The sequence below is a fragment of the Rhizobiales bacterium NRL2 genome (assembly GCA_001664005.1).
In the GTDB taxonomy this organism is placed as follows: domain Bacteria; phylum Pseudomonadota; class Alphaproteobacteria; order Minwuiales; family Minwuiaceae; genus Minwuia.
The window spans coordinates 3,347,146-3,364,483 of the sequence record CP016093.1 but is presented as its reverse complement, the minus strand read 5'-3'; the positions used below and the strand labels follow the sequence as shown (position 1 = coordinate 3,364,483).

General features: G+C 66.9%; 19 protein-coding genes. 16 read left to right on the top strand and 3 right to left on the bottom strand.

What is annotated here, in order from left to right; all coding sequences use genetic code 11:
* The first annotated feature begins 36 nt into the window (after window positions 1–36).
* The 13 genes from TEF_15670 to TEF_15610 are packed head-to-tail and all read left to right on the top strand — an operon-like array spanning window position 37 to window position 12,167.
* Window positions 37–2,085: a conjugal transfer protein TraG gene (locus TEF_15670; protein ANK82068.1), complete on the top strand. Its 2,049-nt coding sequence runs from the start codon at window positions 37–39 to the stop codon at window positions 2,083–2,085.
* Window positions 2,086–2,094: 9 nt separating this feature from the next.
* On the top strand, window positions 2,095–2,514 hold the full coding sequence (locus TEF_15665) for a CopG family transcriptional regulator (protein ID ANK82067.1): 420 nt from the start codon (window positions 2,095–2,097) through the stop codon (window positions 2,512–2,514).
* Entirely contained in the window at window positions 2,511–3,491 is a 981-nt protein-coding gene (locus TEF_15660; protein ANK82066.1) for a P-type conjugative transfer ATPase TrbB, read from the top strand. Before TEF_15665 ends, TEF_15660 begins: the two co-directional genes overlap by 4 nt.
* Before the next feature lie 17 nt (window positions 3,492–3,508).
* Window positions 3,509–3,835, top strand: coding sequence for a conjugal transfer protein TrbC (locus TEF_15655; GenBank protein ID ANK82065.1), 327 nt, complete (start codon window positions 3,509–3,511; stop codon window positions 3,833–3,835).
* Window positions 3,832–4,095, top strand: coding sequence for a conjugal transfer protein (locus tag TEF_15650; GenBank protein ANK82064.1), 264 nt, complete (start codon window positions 3,832–3,834; stop codon window positions 4,093–4,095). The genes TEF_15655 and TEF_15650 overlap by 4 nt, the downstream gene beginning before the upstream one ends.
* Complete coding sequence (locus tag TEF_15645; GenBank protein ANK82063.1) at window positions 4,089–6,554, top strand: conjugal transfer protein TrbE; 2,466 nt, start codon at window positions 4,089–4,091, stop codon at window positions 6,552–6,554. The genes TEF_15650 and TEF_15645 overlap by 7 nt, the downstream gene beginning before the upstream one ends.
* On the top strand, window positions 6,551–7,264 hold the full coding sequence (locus tag TEF_15640; protein ID ANK82062.1) for a P-type conjugative transfer protein TrbJ: 714 nt from the start codon (window positions 6,551–6,553) through the stop codon (window positions 7,262–7,264). Before TEF_15645 ends, TEF_15640 begins: the two co-directional genes overlap by 4 nt.
* Before the next feature lie 20 nt (window positions 7,265–7,284).
* Window positions 7,285–8,607: a P-type conjugative transfer protein TrbL gene (locus TEF_15635; GenBank protein ANK82061.1), complete on the top strand. Its 1,323-nt coding sequence runs from the start codon at window positions 7,285–7,287 to the stop codon at window positions 8,605–8,607.
* Window positions 8,608–8,610: 3 nt separating this feature from the next.
* Window positions 8,611–9,306, top strand: coding sequence for a conjugal transfer protein TrbF (locus tag TEF_15630; GenBank protein ID ANK82060.1), 696 nt, complete (start codon window positions 8,611–8,613; stop codon window positions 9,304–9,306).
* Window positions 9,303–10,322, top strand: coding sequence for a P-type conjugative transfer protein TrbG (locus TEF_15625; GenBank protein ID ANK82059.1), 1,020 nt, complete (start codon window positions 9,303–9,305; stop codon window positions 10,320–10,322). Before TEF_15630 ends, TEF_15625 begins: the two co-directional genes overlap by 4 nt.
* Window positions 10,322–11,572 carry a conjugal transfer protein TrbI gene (locus TEF_15620; protein ID ANK82058.1) on the top strand — a complete coding sequence of 417 codons (1,251 nt, stop codon included), beginning with the start codon at window positions 10,322–10,324 and terminating at the stop codon, window positions 11,570–11,572. The genes TEF_15625 and TEF_15620 overlap by 1 nt, the downstream gene beginning before the upstream one ends.
* A gap of 16 nt (window positions 11,573–11,588) precedes the next feature.
* On the top strand, window positions 11,589–11,822 hold the full coding sequence (locus TEF_15615) for a transposase (GenBank protein ANK82057.1): 234 nt from the start codon (window positions 11,589–11,591) through the stop codon (window positions 11,820–11,822).
* Window positions 11,823–11,846: 24 nt separating this feature from the next.
* Complete coding sequence (locus TEF_15610; GenBank protein ID ANK82056.1) at window positions 11,847–12,167, top strand: hypothetical protein; 321 nt, start codon at window positions 11,847–11,849, stop codon at window positions 12,165–12,167.
* Window positions 12,168–12,205: 38 nt separating this feature from the next.
* Here the strand turns inward: TEF_15610 and TEF_15605 are convergent, their stop codons facing one another.
* Together TEF_15605 and TEF_15600 are read right to left on the bottom strand one after the other, a co-directional pair.
* The gene (locus TEF_15605) at window positions 12,206–13,249 is read right to left on the bottom strand and encodes a hypothetical protein (GenBank protein ID ANK82055.1); all 1,044 of its coding nucleotides are present in this window, start codon (window positions 13,247–13,249) and stop codon (window positions 12,206–12,208) included.
* Window positions 13,246–13,923 carry a hypothetical protein gene (locus TEF_15600; protein ID ANK83535.1) on the bottom strand — a complete coding sequence of 226 codons (678 nt, stop codon included), beginning with the start codon at window positions 13,921–13,923 and terminating at the stop codon, window positions 13,246–13,248. The genes TEF_15605 and TEF_15600 overlap by 4 nt, the downstream gene beginning before the upstream one ends.
* Window positions 13,924–14,227: 304 nt before the next feature.
* On the opposite strand from TEF_15600, the gene TEF_15595 reads away from it, so the two are divergent.
* The 3 genes from TEF_15595 to TEF_15585 all read left to right on the top strand — a co-directional run bounded on the left by TEF_15595 (window position 14,228) and on the right by TEF_15585 (window position 17,051).
* Window positions 14,228–15,535: a hypothetical protein gene (locus TEF_15595; protein ID ANK82054.1), complete on the top strand. Its 1,308-nt coding sequence runs from the start codon at window positions 14,228–14,230 to the stop codon at window positions 15,533–15,535.
* A gap of 27 nt (window positions 15,536–15,562) precedes the next feature.
* Window positions 15,563–16,345: a hypothetical protein gene (locus TEF_15590; GenBank protein ID ANK82053.1), complete on the top strand. Its 783-nt coding sequence runs from the start codon at window positions 15,563–15,565 to the stop codon at window positions 16,343–16,345.
* Between the two features lie 451 nt (window positions 16,346–16,796).
* Entirely contained in the window at window positions 16,797–17,051 is a 255-nt protein-coding gene (locus tag TEF_15585; GenBank protein ANK82052.1) for a prevent-host-death protein, read from the top strand.
* 90 nt (window positions 17,052–17,141) lie between these two features.
* On the opposite strand, the gene TEF_15580 is transcribed toward TEF_15585, so the two are convergent.
* On the bottom strand, window positions 17,142–17,333 hold the full coding sequence (locus TEF_15580) for a hypothetical protein (GenBank protein ANK82051.1): 192 nt from the start codon (window positions 17,331–17,333) through the stop codon (window positions 17,142–17,144).
* Window positions 17,334–17,338 lie beyond the last annotated feature (5 nt).

The window sequence follows — 17,338 nt, the reverse complement described above, 5'->3', positions numbered from 1 at the left end:
GACGCACAAGTCGCGCCGACGTGTGGACTCAAGGGCATGACACCGACCAAGCTCCTCATCGGCCAGGCGCTCATCGTCTTCGCCATTGTGATCGGCGGGGTGTGGGCGACGACGCAATGGACCGCGGCGATGCTGGGCTACCAGCCGCGGCTCGGTGCGCCCTGGTTCGAACTCCTGCAGTGGCCGGTCTACTACCCCTGGCGCCTGTTCGAGTGGTGGTACGCCTACGAGCCCTATGCACCAGACTTGTTCCGGCGCGCGGGCCTGCTGGCCGGCACCAGTGGTCTGCTCGGCACGGTGGTCGCCGTCGTCGGCTCGCTGTGGCGGGCGCGGCAGGGGCGGTTCGTCACCACCTACGGCTCCTCGCGCTGGGCGACCCGCAAGGAGGTGGAGCGGGCTGGCCTGTTCGAGCCGCGCGGCGTGTTCCTCGGCCGGCTGGGAGGCGGCTACCTGCGCCACGACGGTCCCGAGCACGTCATGGCCTTCGCACCGACGCGCTCGGGCAAGGGCGTGGGGCTGGTCATTCCGACGCTGTTGTCCTGGACCGGCTCGGCCGTCATCCACGACATCAAGGGCGAGAACTGGCAGCTTACGGCCGGCTGGCGGTCGCGGTTCTCGCATTGCCTGCTGTTCAACCCGACCGACCCGCGCTCGGCCCGCTACAACCCGCTCCTCGAGGTGCGCAAGGGGCCGCACGAGGTCCGCGACGTCCAGAACATCGCCGACATCCTGGTCGACCCGGAAGGGATGCTGGAGCGCCGGAACCACTGGGAGAAGACCAGCCACACGCTGCTGGTCGGCGCCATCCTCCATGTCCTCTACGCCGAAGAGGAGAAGACGCTGGCGCGCGTCGCGAGCTTCCTCTCCGACCCGCGCCGGTCCTTCGAGCACACGCTGCGCGCCATGATGGCGACCAACCATCTGGGTACGCCGCAGAATCCGGTGGTGCATCCGGTGGTCGCCCAGGCGGCGCGCGAGGCGCTCAACAAGTCCGAGAACGAGCGCTCGGGCGTGCTGTCGACCGCCATGAGCTTCCTCGGGCTCTATCGAGACCCGACCGTCGCGGCAACTACCGCCGCCTGCGACTGGCGCATCGCCGACCTGGTGGACGCCGAGCGGCCGGTCTCGCTCTACCTGGTCATCCCACCGTCGGACATCTCCCGCACCAAGCCGCTGGTGCGACTGGTCCTGAACCAGATCGGGCGGCGACTGACCGAGCGCCTGGAAGGCAGTCCGGATAAGCGCCGCCGGTATCAACTCCTCATGATGCTGGACGAGTTCCCGGCGCTGGGCCGCCTCGACTTCTTCGAGACGGCACTGGCCTTCATGGCGGGCTATGGCATCCGCGCCTACCTGATCGCGCAGTCCCTGAACCAGATCTCCAAGGCCTACGGCGAAAACAACGCGATCCTCGACAACTGTCATGTCCGGATCGCGTTCTCGTCCAATGACGAGCGCACGGCCAAGCGCATCTCCGACGCGCTCGGCACCGCCACCGAACTGCGTGCGCAGCGCAACTACGCGGGCCACCGGCTCGCCCCCTGGCTCAGTCACGTCATGGTCTCGCGCCAGGAGACGGCGCGCCCGTTGTTGACGCCGGGCGAGGTCATGCAGCTCCCACCCTCCGACGAGCTGGTGCTCGTCTCCGGCCTGCCGCCGCTCCGCGCTAAAAAGCTCCGCTACTACGAGGATGGCAACTTCACCGCTCGGATCGCGGACGCGCCGGCGCTTGCCGAGAACGGCTACCGCGACCGGCCGGCGCCGCGCGTAGGCGACTGGACCGGGCGGATCCGCGGGACCGACAGCCGTCTTGCCGCCGCGGCGGATCGCGAACTCGGCCTCGCCGACGCGGACGACGAGGGCGGGCTGCAGCACCAGCGCCATCCCGGCATGCCGGAGCCCGAGGTCTCGAAGCCGGTCGAACCCGCGCGGCAGAGCGACCTCGACCTCCTGGACGACGAGGCCGACGCCCCTGCCCAGACCAAGACCATGGATCGCGCCCGCAGGCTCCCCACCGTCACCCGCGCCTACGGTATCGACGGCGACCCGGGCCGACGCGACGACGACCTGCTGCCGGGATTCTGAGGGGATGCCATGAAACCGCGCCATCACCTCTATCTCGACGACGAGCTGACGGAGCAGCTCGAAGCGCTTGCCGCCAAGCCCGGCTCGTCCAAGTCGGCGATCGTCTCGGACGCGCTGCGCAGCTTCCTCGCGCGGCGCGGCGCCACCGAGCTCGATGATCGCCTCAAGGTCCGGCTCGACCGGTTCAGCCGCCAGCTCAACCGGATCGAACGCGACCAGCAGATCCTGCTGGAGAGCCTGGCGCTCTTCGTCCGCTACTACCTCACCGTGACGGCGCCGCTCCCGGAAGCAGACCAGGAGGCCGCCCGCGCGCTCGGCCACGAGCGCTTCCAAGCCTTCATCGACCAGGTCGGCCGGCGCATTGCCGGCGGCCGGACGCTGGCGGGCGAGGTGCTGGCGCAGACGTCCGAGGAGGAGGCCGAGCCATGAGCGGCACCGACGGGCACGCGGAAAGCCGCCAGCGTCGCCGCGCCATGCTGCGCACGGCCATGGGCCCGGCCATCGGCGTGGCGCTCGCCGATCCCGCCGTCATCGAGGTGATGGTGAACCCGGACGGCAGCCTGCGTCTCGACCGACTGGGCGAGGGCAGGGTCGACACTGGCGAGCGGCTGGAGGCGGCCGAGGTCGAGCGGATCATCCGCCTGGTGGCGAGCCATCTCCGCGTCGAGGCCCATGCCGCTAATCCGGTGGTGAGCGCCGAGCTGCCGGAGACGGGCGAGCGTTTCGAGGGGCTGCTGCCGCCGGTCTCGACCGCGCCCTGCTTCGCGATCCGGAAGCCGGCGGCCAAGATCTACACGCTCGAGGACTACGTCGCGGGTCGGATCATGATGCCGTTGCAGGCGGACGCCCTGCGCCGGGCCGTCCGCGACCGGCGCAATATCCTGATCGCGGGCAGCACCAGCTCGGGCAAGACCACGCTTGCCAACGCCCTACTCGCCGAGATCGCGCGGGCCGACGAGCGGGTGATCCTGATCGAGGATACGCGCGAGCTGCAATGCGCGGCACCCGACTGCGTGGCGCTGCGCACCAAGCCGGGTGTGGTCGGCCTCGCCGACCTCGTGCGCTCGACCCTACGGCTCCGGCCCGACCGCATCATCGTCGGCGAGGTCCGGGGACCGGAAGCCCTCGACATGCTAAAGGCCTGGAACACCGGCCACCCCGGCGGCATCGCCACGGTCCATGCCAACGCGGCCCATTCGGCCCTCTACCGGCTGGAGCAGCTGATCGAGGAGGCGGTGGTCACGGTACCCCGCCGGCTCGTCGCCCAGGCGATCGACCTCGTGGTCTTCATCCGCGGCCGGGGCGAGGGGCGCCGCGTCGAGACCATCGCCGGGGTCGAGGGGCTCGACGCCCATGGCGACTACCGCGTCGTCGAGCTCTCGCCGGCCCGTCTAAGCACCTTGTGAATCGGAGGAGCAGGCTCATGCGTCAACCCTGCCATCGGCATATTGCACTCCCGGCATTGGCCGCACTCGTTGTCCTCGGCATCGCCACGCCGGCGTTCGCCGCCGGCTCGGGCATGCCGTGGGAGGCGCCGCTGGAATCGATCCTGCAATCGATCGAGGGGCCGGTGGCGCGCATCATCGCGGTGATCATCATCATTATCACCGGCCTCTCGCTCGCCTTCGGCGACACCTCGGGCGGCTTCCGGCGCCTGCTGCAGATCGTTTTCGGTCTCACGATTGCCTTCGCGGCGACGAGCTTCTTCCTGACCTTCTTCTCCTTCGGCGGCGGGGCGCTGGTCACATGACGGACCACGCTGATGGTTTCGAGGTGCCGCTGCATCGCGCGCTCACCGAGCCGATCCTGCTCGCGGGTGCACCGCGTACCGTCGCCATCGTCAATGGCACGCTGGCGGCCGCGCTCGGCCTCGGCCTCCGGCTCTGGATCGCCGGGCTCCTGGTCTGGGCGATGGGCCACTCACTCGCGGTATTTGCGGCGAAGCGCGATCCGCAGTTCGGCCAGGTGCTGAGCCGCCACCTCCGGAACAAGGGGTGGCTCGGATGCTGAGCCTCGCCGAATACCGCGGCAAGCCGCAGCGGCTTGCCGACTACCTGCCCTGGGCGGCGCTCATCGCGCCCGGCGTGTTGCTCAACAAGGACGGCAGCTTCCAGCGGACCTTCCGCTTCCGCGGGCCCGACCTGGAGAGCGCCACCGAGCCCGAACTCGTCGCCACCTGCGCGCGGCTCAACAACGTGTTGCGGCGCTTCGGCTCGGGCTGGGCGCTGTTCTTCGAGGCCGAGCGTCACCCCGCGCCCAGCTATCCGGCGTCCGAGTTCCCCGATCCGGCGTCCTGGCTGGTCGACCGGGAGCGCCGCGCCGCATTCGAGCAAACCATGGGCGCGCATGACGGCGAATCGGCATATCGAGGCCGGGCGCACTTCGAGAGCAGCTATCATCTGACGCTCCTCTATCTCCCGCCGCCGGACCAGGTGAACCGGGCCGAGCGGGCGCTGCTGGAGACGCCGCCCGACGAGCGCGGCATCGACTACCGCGACCCTCTCGAGGCCTTCGTCGCCGAGACCGACCGGGCGCTCGACCTGCTCTCCAGCCTGATGCCGGTCTGCGCACCGCTCGACGACGCCGAGACGCTCACCTACCTGCACGGCACCGTCTCGACCCGGCAGCATCCGGTCGCCGTGCCGGAGACGCCGATGTACCTGGACGCAGTGCTCGCCGACACGCCGCTCGCGGGTGGGCTCGAGCCGATGCTTGGCGAGCATCACCTCCGTACCGTCACGGTGCTCGGATTCCCCAACACGACCCGGCCTGGGCTGCTCGACGACCTCAACCACTTGGGCTTCCCGTATCGCTGGGTCACCCGCTTCATCCCGCTCGACAAGACCGCGGCCAACAGCGCGCTCACACGGATGCGGCGCCAGTGGTTCGCCAAGCGCAAGTCGATCGGCGTGCTGTTGCGCGAGGTGCTCTACAACGAGCCGGCGCCGCTCCTCGACTCCGATGCCGATAACAAGGCGGTCGATGCCGACGCGGCGCTGCAGGAGCTGGGCGGCGATCATGTTTCCTTTGGTTATCTGACTGCGACCGTCACGGTCTGGGATGAGAGCCGGGCCCAGGCCGCCGAAAAGGTGCGCGCGGTCGAGCGCGTCATCAACGCGCGCGGCTTCACCACCATCCGAGAGACGGTCAACGCCGTCGAGGCCTGGCTCGGCAGCCTACCGGGACACGTCTATGCCAACGTCCGCCAGCCACTGGTCCACACGCTGAATCTGGCGCATCTCGTGCCGCTGTCCGCGGTCTGGGCCGGGCCGGCGTGGAACGACCACCTCGACGGACCGCCGCTGCTGCTCGCCGAGACGGGCGGCACCACGCCGTTCCGCTTCTCGACCCATGTCGGCGACGTCGGGCACATGCTGGTGGTCGGTCCGACGGGCGCCGGCAAGTCGGTGCTGCTGGCGCTGATGGCCTTGCAGTTCCGGCGCTACGCGGGCGCCCAGGTCTATATCTTCGACAAGGGCGGCTCCGCCCGCGCCGCAGTGCTCGCCATGAGCGGACGGCACCATGCGCTCGGCATCGGCGGCGCGCTCGCGTTCCAGCCGCTGCGGCACATCGACGATCCCGTGGTCCGGAGCTGGGCCGCCGAGTGGATCGCCGGCCTGCTCGCCCACGAGAAGGTCGTCCTCACGCCGGAAGTGAAGGAGGTCGTCTGGTCGGCGCTCGGCAACCTCGCCTCGGCCCCGCCGGCGGAGCGCACCATTACGGGGCTCTCTGTCGTCCTGCAGTCGAATGCTCTGCGGTCGGCACTCGCACCCTACACGCTCGAAGGTTCCTACGGCGCGCTGCTCGACGCCGAGGCGGACGCGCTCGCGCTGGCCGACGTGCAGTGCTTCGAGATGGAAGCGTTGATGCAGGAGGCGGGCGCCGTCCTGCCGGTGCTGACCTATCTCTTCCACCGCCTGGAGGCGCGGTTCGATGGGCGCCCGACGCTGCTCGTGCTCGACGAGGCCTGGCTCTTCCTCGACAACCCGCTATTCGCCGGGCGCATCCGCGACTGGCTGAAGACGCTGCGCAAAAAGAACGTCGCCGTCGTCTTCGCCACCCAGTCGCTCGCCGATATCGCCGACAGCAGCATCGCGCCGGCGCTGATCGAGTCTTGCCCGCAGCGCATCTTCCTGCCCAACGACCGGGCGCTTGAGCCGCAGAGCCGGGACGCCTACGAGCGCTTCGGCCTCAATGCCCGTCAGGTCGAGCTGATCTCCGCCGCCCAGCCGAAGCGCGACTACTACCTGCAGTCCTGGCGCGGCAACCGGCTGTTCGAGCTCGGCCTCGGGCCGGTGGCGCTCGCCTTCTGCGCGGCCTCCCAGCCGTCCGACCAGGCGCTCGTCGACCGTGTGCTGGCGGAAGCCGGATCGGAACGGTTCGCCGAAGCCTGGCTCCTCGCACGGGACCTCGACTGGGCGGCGGACCTGCTGTGTGACTTCCCCACCGAACAAGGAGGACAGCCATGAAGCGGCATCTCGCTGTTGTGTGCCTCGCGATGTGTTTCGCCCTTGTCTCGATCCAGCCGGCGCAGGCGCTGACCGTGTTCGATCCCTCCAACTACAGCCAAAACGTCCTGCAGGCCGCCCGGGCACTGCAGCAGATCAACAACCAGATCCGCAGCCTGCAGAACCAGGTGCTGATGCTGCAGAATATGGCGAAGCACCTGGAGCGCCTCGACTATTCCTCCCTCGGCGCGATCCAGGCGGCGCTCGGCCGGATCAACCTGCTGATGGCGCAGGCCGAGGGCATCGCGTTTCGGGTCGATCGCACCGAGCAGGAATTCGCGCGGCTTTACCCCAAGGAGTACGCGGCGACCGTCACCACCGACGAGCTCGCCCGCGACGCGCGCGGCCGCTGGGAGCATTCGATGGACGCGCTGCGCCAGACCATGCTGGTGCAGGCCGAGGTCGTGCAGAACGTGGAGGCCGATAGCGGCGAGCTCGCGCGCCTCGTCGCCGAGTCCCAGGCCGCCATCGGCAGTCTCCAGGCGCAACAGGCGACCAACCAACTCGTCGCGCTCTCGACCAAGCAGCAGCTCCAGACCCAGGAGCTGGTCGCCGCGCAATACCGGGCCGAGGCGCTGGAGCGCGCCCGGACGGCCGCCGCTCAGGAGCAGGCGCGGGCCCAGTTCGACCGCTTCCTCGGCGACGGCAAGGCCTACACGCCGCTTGACTGAGGTGAGCGAGGCGACTGGCCATGGACGACATCAACGTCATCGACCGCTTCACGCAGACCTTCGTCACCTATATCGACTCGGGCTTCGGTCTGCTGACGGGCGACGTCGCGTTCCTCACTTCCATCCTGGTCGCCATCGACATCACGCTCGCCGGACTCTGGTGGGCGCTGGACGAGGGCTCCAACGTCCTCGCCCGGCTCATCCGCAAGGTGCTCTACATCGGCGCCTTCGCGCTGATCCTGAACAATTGGCAGTTCTTTGCCAGCACCATCTTCGATTCATTTTCGGGCCTCGGCCTGCAGGCGACCAACAACAGCCTCAGTGCCGGTGATCTTCTCAGGCCCGGTTTCGTTGCCGGCACTGGGTTCGAGGCCGCCTATCCGTTGATCCGGCAGGCGGGCGAGCTCCTCGGCTTCACCACCTTCTTCGACAACGCGGTGACGATCGTCGTGCTGGTCTTCGCCTGGCTGGTGGTCGTGCTCGCCTTCTTCATTCTCGCCATCCAGCTCTTCATCACCATCATCGAATTCAAGCTGACCACGCTTGCCGGCTTCGTGCTGGTGCCCTTCGCGCTCTGGAACAAGACAGCTTTCCTCGCCGAGCGGGTGCTCGGCAACGTGGTCGCCTCCGGCATCAAGGTGATGGTGCTCGCCGTCATCATCGGCATCGGCACCACCCTGTTCGGCGACTTCATCGGCGCGCTCGACGGCGAGGAGCCCAGCCTCGAGCAGGCGATGTCCATGGTGCTGGCCTCACTCGCGCTGTTCGGTCTCGGCATCTTCGGGCCCGGCATTGCCGCTGGCCTGGTCTCCGGCGCACCTCAACTGGGGGCCGGTGCCGCCGTCGGCACGGCGGGCGCGGTGGCCGGGGGCACGCTCGCCGGCGGCACGGCCGCGCTCGGTATCACCCGTATGGCCGGTGCGGGCGGATTGTCCGCCGTGCGCGCCGGGACGGCGCTCTCTGCCGGCACCGGTGCGGCCTACGGGATGGGCAAGGCCGCGTCGGGCGCCACCGGTGCGGCTGGCGTGGCTGCCGGTATGGCCGGTGTCGCCAGCGCAGGGGCTGGCACGGCCCGTGCCGCCGGCGCGCACATGGTCGGCGGCTTCACCGAGAGCGCGCAGCGCGGCCGCGCTGCGGCGTGGCAGGCGACCGGTGGCGGGCGATCGGCAGGTGGTCCCGCAATCGCCTCTGCGTCGCCGGGCGATGGTGGTGTCCCGATGTGGGCGCGGCGCCTGCGCGCGGAGCAGCGCCGCCGCGCCCGCCTTCATTCGACCGAGCAGGCGGTTCGGGAAGGGGACCGGCCCGGCGCCGGCGCCAATCCCGACCTGTCCGAGAGGGAGTGAGCCATGTTCCGGCGTGCGACCAACCGCTATGGCGATACCCCCGAGCCCGTCACCCCGTACCAGAAAGCGGCCCAGCTCTGGGACGAACGTCTCGGCTCGGCGCGCGTGCAGGCGCGGAACTGGCGCCTCATGGCGTTCTTCTGCCTGACGCTCGCCACCGGATTCGCGGGAGCCCTCATCTGGCAGTCGGCGCAGAGCCGGATCACGCCCTATGTCGTCGAGGTTGACGCGCTCGGCGCCGCCCAGGCCGTGGCGCCGGCCATCCAGCCCTACGAGCCGACCGATGCCCAGATCGCCCACCATCTGGCGCGCTTCGTGCGCAACGTCCGCTCGCTCTCCATCGACCCCATCGTCGTGCGCAAGCGCTGGCTCGAGGCCTACGACTACGCCACCGACCGAGCCGCCCAGACCCTCAACGAGTTCGCCCGCGTCAACGACCCGTTCAAGGCGGTGGGCGAGCGCAGCGTCTCCGTCGAGGTGACGAGCGTGGTGCGCGCCTCGGACGAGTCCTTCCAGGTGAAATGGACCGAGCGGACCTGGGAGGGCGGCAGCCTCGCCAAGACCGAGCGCTGGACCGGCATCCTCTCCATCGTCATCCGCCAGCCGCGCGAGGTGGCGACGCTGCGCAAGAACCCGCTTGGCATCTACGTGCACGGCCTCGACTGGTCGCGCGAGCTCAACCCCGGAGAATCGCCATGACTCCTGTTCGCATCCTGCTCTGCGGCGTGTCGGCGCTGGCGCTCGCTGCCTGTGCCGCCAAGGGCACGCCGCCCCCGGAGATCACCTACGATACCGGCGATTTTGCGTCTGCCGCCGTCGAGCCCGAGCCGCCGAAGCCGGTTGAGATCGTCGCGGTGCCCGAACCGTTGCCGCTGCCCGGTCAGCTCAAGCCGGCGCCGAAGGACGAGCCGGCCTCGCCCGACAAGAGGCCGCCGAAGGATCGGGTCGACGACGCGAACGATGCCGCGCGCCTGGAGCCGACCGAGGACGGCTATATCAACGCAATCCAAGTCTACCCCTTCACGAAGGGCGCGCTCTACCGCCTCTATGCGTCGCCGGAGCAGGTGAGCGACATTGCGCTGCAGCCGGGTGAGGAGCTGGTCGCGGTCTCGGCCGGCGACACGGTGCGCTGGGTGGTGGGCGATACCACCAGCGGCACCGGTGAGCGGCAGCAGGTCCATGTGCTGGTGAAGCCGGTGGCGCCGGACCTGCGGACCAACCTCGTCATCACCACTGACCGGCGCGCCTATCACCTGGAGTTGGAGAGCACCGAGGAGACCTACATGGCCTCGGTCTCCTGGCACTATCCGCAGGAAGAGCTCGTCACCCTCCGCCGGCAGAACGAGCGGGCGAACGAGACGCAGAGTGTCGCGCAGGATCTCGCGCTCGATCGCCTGCGCTTCCGCTATGAGATCACCGGCGACAATCCGCCGTGGCGACCGCTGCGGGCGTTCGACGACACCTATAAGGTCTACATCGAGTTCCCCCGGCGCATCGACCAGGGCGAGGCGCCGCCACTGTTCGTGGTCGGCCCCGAGGGCGGGGCGGAGCTCGTCAACTACCGGGTACGCGGCAACTACTACATCGTCGACCGCCTGTTCGCCGCGGCCGAGCTTCGCCTCGGCGAGGATCCGCAACAGGTGGTCCGGATCAATCGCACGGACGGGCGCCAGGTGAACGCGGCGCCGGCGCGGGACGAGACGGAGGTCCGGTGATGTCGGACCAGGCCGAACCGGGCGGCAACCCGCCGAAGACCGACCCGGAGAGCTTGACGCTGCGAGCCCGGCCGCGGCCCGTCACGCGCTTCAACCGCAAGGTCCTGATTGCGGGTGCGGCACTCGGCTCGGCGGCGATTCTCGGCGCGACACTGGTCGCGCTCGACCCGCCGACGTTCCGCGAGGACCGGCGCGGCGACGAACTCTACAGCACCCAGAACAAGCCGACCGCCGAAGGTTTGGCCGAGCTGCCCCGTGATTATGGGGACATGCCGAAGTCGGCGCCCGCACTCGGACCGCCGCTACCCGGCGACGTCGGGCCGCCCGTGGTCGACATGGAGCGCAACCTCGGCGTGGTCCCGCCGGGGGGTGCGGGCACGGCGTTCCGCCCCGACCCGGAAGCCGATGCCGCCCGGGCCGAACGCCTGCGTCTCGCGCAGCAGGCGCGGAAGGCACGCGAGTCGGAAGTGTTCTTTCAGATCTCCGCACGGCAGGGAGCTGACGATACAACGACGAACCCGGCAGCGGGGCAGGGTACCGATCGCTCGACCGTAGATTCGGATGCCGGCAACCGCCTCGCGCTCGACCCGACTCGCGACCAGAACCATCAGGGCCGCAAGCTCGACTTCCTGGAGCAGCGTGTCGACGACGCCGTCTACAACCCGCATCCGTTACAGGATCTCATCTCGCCCTACGTGGTGATGGCCGGCACGGCGATCCCGGCGAGCCTCGTTACAGGCATCAACTCCGACCTGCCGGGACTGGTTATCGCCCAGGTCACCGGTAACGTCTACGACACGCCGACCGGCCGGCATCTCCTGATCCCGCAGGGCGCGCGCCTGATCGGTAAGTACGACAGTGTCGTCGCCTTCGGCCAGAGCCGGGCGCTGGTGATCTGGAACCGGATCGTTATGCCGGACGGCTCCTCGGTCGTGATCGAGAACCTGCCGGCGACCGACACCGCGGGCTATGCCGGGCTCGAGGACGAGGTCGACTACCACACCTGGCGGCTGGTCGCCGGCGTGGCGCTCTCGACGCTGCTGGGCGTCGGCACCGAGCTGACCTTCGGCGGGGAGGAAGGCGATCTCCTCCGGGCGATCCGCGAGTCCGCCCAGCGCGACGCCAACCGCGCCGGCCAGCGCATCACCGAGCGCAACCTCAACATCCAGCCGACCATCACCGTCCGGCCTGGCTGGCCGCTGCGTGTCATCGTCCACAAGGACCTGGTGCTGAGACCCTATCGCGGCTGACGGAGGAAATAGAGCCATGCCCGACCTGAAGCTGTCCAAGCTCCCCGACCGGACGCCGGTCAAGATCACCGTCACGGTCACGCCCGAGCTGAACAAGGCGCTCCAGGCCTATGCCGAGCTCTACCGCGAGACCTATGGCGAGGCGGAGCCCGTCGCCGAGCTCATCCCCTACATGCTGGAGAGCTTCCTCGCCGCCGACCGCGGATTTGCGAAGGCGCGACGAGAGCGCTCGTCCCCGAAGCGCGGCTAACCGTTAACGGAAGGAGGCAAAGCCATGTCGATCATCGGGACATTTACGCCCACCAAGGACGGCGGTTGGACCGGGACCATCCGCACACTCACCATCGACGTGAAGGCGCGGTTCGTCCCCAACGACAACCGCGACAACGACCGGGCACCGGACTTCCGGGTGTTCGCCGGGCGCTCGGAACTCGGGGCTGCCTGGCGCGAGCGCACGAGCGGAGAAAACCCGCGGGACTATCTCAGCGTTCGCCTGGACGATCCGAGTATGGTGGAACCGATCTCTGCGGCCATGTTTGAGGCCGCTGACGGTGGGATGGCCCAGCTCGTATGGACGCGACGGCGGCTCGAATGATTTCGGTCGCGCGATACAGGCGATGTCGCGATTTTCGGCTAAGCTCCATCATTTAGAACCTGCTCGATCTTCTTGGCGGATGCCAGAATCTTCTCGAATTCGGGAGCCGCTCCAAAGATCATGGCGGTGGTGTTCGCGTAGTCGCGGCGGAGGGCGTCAATCATCCCGGTAGTGGGGGCGATTGCGAATGTGCCGGGAACCGCGTTTGCGAGATCAAAATCGGGACGGTTGAAAAACATGCGTGCATGGCGCACGCAGTCGGCACCGAGGTCGCGGTCCGCGAGTGCCGTTTTTCCGACCTCCGAGTCCAGCAGGCAATGGAGGTCGTAATAATGCCGCGATACACGTTGGCCTTCCTGGCGGAGGACGCCGCGCCGTTCGTGCCAGCGGCGTAGCCCATGGGCGATCACGACCTTGTCCCAGAAGGTACGGGTCGCTTCGATGGTGGTCACGCTGGCAATCGTCAGGTCCAACCCTTCGGTTTCCTCACTGATATAAGGCCGGACCGTGACGGGGCGGTTGGGATCGAGAGCCGATTTTGCGCCGGATTCGATTCGCACGGCTGGTCGGACATAGGCATCATCGCGCGGCTCGACCTCGGGATACCAGACGAGCAATGTCTGGCCGTCCGGATCGGCTTCGTCGATCTCAATATGGCCGGCGCCGCCGGTGGCGTCGGCGAGTTGGGCGCTGAGGAATTCCCGGAGCGGGTCGGTGATGTAAGCCCGGCATGCGTCCCGGATTGCATCCAGTCTGGCCCGACGCTTCTTGTTCGACAGGGCCTCAAGTTCCTCGACCGATGCCGTCTCGTCCAGGTCGTCGCGAAAAACGGTAACGTCGATGTCTTCGGAAAAACGCCGGATCAGGCCATAGGCTTTCGACAGCGAGGTGCCGCCCTTGAACAGGAGCCGTGGTCCGTCAGCCGGTCGTTCATGATAGAGCGCGTTCAGCGTCCAGCAGACCCAGAAGTCTTTTTCGACATTGCCGACTGGCGCGCTGAGCCGATTGGCGGTAGCGAGAAACAGGTCGAGCCGGTCACGCGGCGCTGCAGTGATGATCTGTTTGAAGGCCGCGGAGGTCATTGCCGTGCCTCGTCCGTCTCGGCTGGGTCCAGCAGCCCGCGCAGGAACTCCTGCATCCAGATCGGCAAGGCGGAGAGGCCGGCCCGCAGATCGTCGCGGATCGCTTGGCCATGTCGAGGGTCGGCGAAGAGGCGGCGCAACACGGTCCGGACGCGCCGACGCTCGCTATCCTGGTCCAGCATGTCCTGCATCCAGTGTAGCGCCTGGACAACGCGCACGGCAGGCCGATCGGCCCAGTAGAGGCGGCTGGGCGCGGCGAACTTGAAATGGATCTCCTGACTGCCGAGCTTGATCGGTTTCAGGCGCGCATCCACGAGCACTTCGATCCGGGCCGGCACGGCGGTGGTGAGTCCAAGATCATTGGCGGCGGTCATACCGTCGATGACGGTACGCGCTTTGTCGCGGCGGGCGACGGCGCGGATGACGGCGCGATAGTCCGGGACGGTCGGGCGACCGGTCAGCTCGTTCTTACGCGGCTTGTCGTAGAGGCCTCGGTCGATTCGGCGCAGTTCGCCGGCGGACGCGAGGCGCTGCAGGGTCTTGTCTATAGCGGCGCGGCTGCCGAGGTCGGCGAAGTCGCCGGGTGTCCAGACCTGATCGGGGTTGGATTCAATCCGGTCGAGCAACCGGGAGCGGAGGTCGCTCTTTCGCGTCATGGAAGGCATGTCCGAAATATGATACATTTTTCGGACAGATGCAAGAGAGTCCGAAGAATGCGACATTCTTCGGACAAAATGGTCGAGGTTCAAGGTACTTCTGAAGGCGGAACATGCGCCGACAGTCATGGATCAATGGCCCCGAGTTCTGCACCGCCCAGCGCGGGGTACCAAGCGCCGGAGCGTCGCGGCAACGCAGGGGTATCGAGAGGGCCGGCCCTCCCAGCCCTCTGCGATACAAATCCTCATAGAATGGATTCCCCGATATGATGCCGGTCGCTCCATGCCAGAGAGCGAGAACTGATCGAGACTGTTCGTGGCTATGGCGGAACGGCGATTCAGAAGAACGCTGAAACAAGCTGTCGATCTGGAGACCATGCAGTCCATCTCCAGTGAAGACTTGATGGGCATGCATAAGGATGACTATCAAGTCATCCGCAGACTGGCGACCAGGGCCCGGCTCGATCATCGGCCGCGCTATGCGTGTGGTCTATGCGGGCACGCGGTTTATGCGCCGCGCGAGCCGCGTACCGGCCTCCCATATTGGAAGCATCATCCCGGCGCCCCCGAGGACTGCCCATGGTGGACAGGGGTGCCGTCTGACGTGGATGGCATCAGTGGCCGGCAGTTCGACGGCGCTCAAGAGAGCCCGCTCCACGCGAAGATCAAGAACATTGTCGGGGAGTTGCTGAACGCGGATGCCCGCACCAGACCGGGCAGCGTGATCGTTGACGAATATCTTGTCACCGACAGTGGCCGTCGGCGCCCCGATGTGCGTGCCGTCTACGACGGCTCGCCGATCGTCGTGGAGGTCCAGCTCGCGACGACGCAGATCCCGATCATCATCCAGCGCGAGGATTTCTATGACAGCCAGGCCTATCGGCTTCTGTGGCTGACGTGGAATTTCGAGCCGCCGCCCGTGGATGGCCGCCTGCTCAGCTCCTTCGAGGACATATTCTATTCGCACAACAAAAACCTGTTCGCGATGGATGACGAGACGGTCCGCCTCTCCCGGCAAGAAGGCGAGGTAGTTCTTCGCGCATTCTGGACGCGCGATCATGTGTGGATGTCCAAGCTCGTCAGACTGTCCGAGCTGTACTGGCTCCCGAGTGGCCGCGCTTTTGCCGTCGCGCCGGCGCCGCCCTGGCATGAAGATTTTCTCACCCGATGGCGAGCCGCCACTGGCGACCACGGTACGCGATGGCCGGAGCGTGAAACGCTTCTCGCCGAGCTCGTCACCAAGCTGTCTCTCGGCGACACCGATAGTTACGCGCTCGAAGAGGCCGACATCGATTCCCTGATAAACTGCCTGCTTTCGCTGCTGGACGGTCATCCGGTCGGCTCTCAGCAGAAGAACCTGGTCGAAGTGCTGAATACCTTCTTCTATGCCGGCCGACGGCATCGCTACGCGCGCCTCGTGCGTCGGTTTGCCGAGCTTGCCGGTCGTAGTGAAGCGCTGAAGGCCCGAAGCGTTCAAGCGAAGTTGGCAACGGCGCTCGCCGTCCGTCAGGACGATCCACAGAGTATCATCGGTCGCATCGCCCTTGGGCTTTTTCCGGACATGTTCCCATCGCGACGGACGGGACCACGGCACAACAGTAGTAGTATAGCTTCGGATCAATACACTTGATCACTTGAATGGGTTCGGGAGGGGCATTTGTCGGGACCTTCGGAAAAGACGATACGAAGACTGTTTGCGCTGTCCGGAAACGTATGCGCGTTTCCCGATTGCCCGTCGCCTATCGTCGAAGACGCAGGGACGATTACCGGAGAAGTTTGCCATATCCGCGCGCAAAGCAGAGGCGGCCCGCGGTTCGATGAGACGCAGTCGGAGGCGGAACGGCATGCCTTCGACAATCTGATCCTGCTCTGTCGGCGGCATCACAAGGTCGTCGACGCAGAACCGGACGTGTACTCCGTCGAGGCGCTACAGGAAATCAAAGCCATCCAGGCGGCGCGGCTGGGCCGACCCGAGCAACCGAACGATGCCTTCTATGCCAAGATTTTACTGAATGCGATGCGGCGCGTCGAAGTCAACAACAACAGCGGGAACGTCGTGGTTGACAGCCCGGGTGCCATCGTGGGGAGCACCGTCAGTCTGAAGGCGTCCCGCCGAGCCGTTACCATCCACCCTGCTGCGGGTACGATTGGGGCCGATCAAAATACCAGCCGTTACATTCAGCACTTGATCAACCGTTACAACGAGTTCGCATCCAAGGAGCCGACCCGCGCAACCAAGTTCAGCTACGGGGCGATTTCTAAGAACATCGAACACAAGTTCGGATCGCAGTGGAAATTGCTTTCAATGGAGGATTTCGCCGATCTGTGCGCGTATCTCCAAGGGCGGATCATGAAGACGCGTCTTGCCAAGTTGAACGCCTCCAAAGGGCGACGGTCTTTTTCGAGCTTCGAGGAGTACACCCAAGAGAAGCGTCGTTGAATGGGCTAGGCCCGTTCTTCTCTTGGCTTCAGTGCGTTCTTATACGCTCCAGCCCGCTCTTCGAAGAATCATCCGAAGAGCGCGTAAGAGGGCGCGCATAAAGGCGATTTTAGATTCTGCCACTCTGGTGAATCTCTACTTGGGTGAACTGGTCAATCGGTTCCCCCTTGGAAGGGATGCGCCATGACGAGGAGCGATCGCCAGTCGGAGCCCAGGGTGCCCGCCAATGACAACGGTCGGGCGGGTGGCGAGCCCCTCGATCCTCGCATCGGCCGCATCGCCGAGGCGATCGGCCGGCATCTGGCGCGAGAGCATGCCAAGCATCCGCCTCCGGTCAATGACAACGAGCCGCGCGATGAGTGACATGGACGGCCTTGAGCCCATCAGACTTGACAATCCTCGCATTATACGGAGAATACAGATGGTTAGAATGTTGCACGCTGAGGATATTATGGCTCGAACCACGGCGATGGAATTTCAGCGCAAGTTTGGCGAGTTCCAGCATCAGGCCCAGCGGGAGCCGGTCGAGATCACCCGCCATGGCCGGCGCGAACTGGTCCTGATGTCGGCCGACCACTATGACTGGCTGGTGGCGGCGGCGCGCCGGACCGGCCGGACGACGGAGGCGCCAGAGGTTGTCGTGGACGCCGTGCGCCGGGCCGAGATGGACCCGGAGCATGCGCCGCTGGACGACCTCATGAAGTGAGGCGGGGCCGGTGGCTCTCCCGGAGCCGAAACCGGGTCTGGTGATCCGCTACGACTATCTCTGGTCCCATGAGGCCGCCGCCGGCCGCGATCAGGGAAAGGAGCGTCCGGCTTGCCTGGTGGCAGCGAGCGACTCCAGCCTGCGCCCGCGGTTCGTGGTCATTCTGCCGATCACGCACTCGCCGCCGGACAATGACACGGTCAGCATCGAGATCCCGGCGAGGGTGAAGCAGGTGCTCGGGCTGGACGATGCGCCGAGTTGGGTGATCGTATCGGAGTACAACGTGG

Bases quoted from the DNA above. Each gene is read 5' to 3' on its own strand.
- TEF_15670 (ANK82068.1), top strand. From the start codon at position 37: ATGACACCGACCAAGCTCCTCATCGGCCAGGCGCTCATCGTCTTCGCC.
- TEF_15665 (ANK82067.1), top strand. From the start codon at position 2,095: ATGAAACCGCGCCATCACCTCTATCTCGACGACGAGCTGACGGAGCAG.
- TEF_15660 (ANK82066.1), top strand. From the start codon at position 2,511: ATGAGCGGCACCGACGGGCACGCGGAAAGCCGCCAGCGTCGCCGCGCC.
- TEF_15655 (ANK82065.1), top strand. From the start codon at position 3,509: ATGCGTCAACCCTGCCATCGGCATATTGCACTCCCGGCATTGGCCGCA.
- TEF_15650 (ANK82064.1), top strand. From the start codon at position 3,832: ATGACGGACCACGCTGATGGTTTCGAGGTGCCGCTGCATCGCGCGCTC.
- TEF_15645 (ANK82063.1), top strand. From the start codon at position 4,089: ATGCTGAGCCTCGCCGAATACCGCGGCAAGCCGCAGCGGCTTGCCGAC.
- TEF_15640 (ANK82062.1), top strand. From the start codon at position 6,551: ATGAAGCGGCATCTCGCTGTTGTGTGCCTCGCGATGTGTTTCGCCCTT.
- TEF_15635 (ANK82061.1), top strand. From the start codon at position 7,285: ATGGACGACATCAACGTCATCGACCGCTTCACGCAGACCTTCGTCACC.
- TEF_15630 (ANK82060.1), top strand. From the start codon at position 8,611: ATGTTCCGGCGTGCGACCAACCGCTATGGCGATACCCCCGAGCCCGTC.
- TEF_15625 (ANK82059.1), top strand. From the start codon at position 9,303: ATGACTCCTGTTCGCATCCTGCTCTGCGGCGTGTCGGCGCTGGCGCTC.
- TEF_15620 (ANK82058.1), top strand. From the start codon at position 10,322: ATGTCGGACCAGGCCGAACCGGGCGGCAACCCGCCGAAGACCGACCCG.
- TEF_15615 (ANK82057.1), top strand. From the start codon at position 11,589: ATGCCCGACCTGAAGCTGTCCAAGCTCCCCGACCGGACGCCGGTCAAG.
- TEF_15610 (ANK82056.1), top strand. From the start codon at position 11,847: ATGTCGATCATCGGGACATTTACGCCCACCAAGGACGGCGGTTGGACC.
- TEF_15605 (ANK82055.1), bottom strand. From the start codon at position 13,249: ATGACCTCCGCGGCCTTCAAACAGATCATCACTGCAGCGCCGCGTGAC.
- TEF_15595 (ANK82054.1), top strand. From the start codon at position 14,228: ATGGCGGAACGGCGATTCAGAAGAACGCTGAAACAAGCTGTCGATCTG.
- TEF_15585 (ANK82052.1), top strand. From the start codon at position 16,797: ATGGCTCGAACCACGGCGATGGAATTTCAGCGCAAGTTTGGCGAGTTC.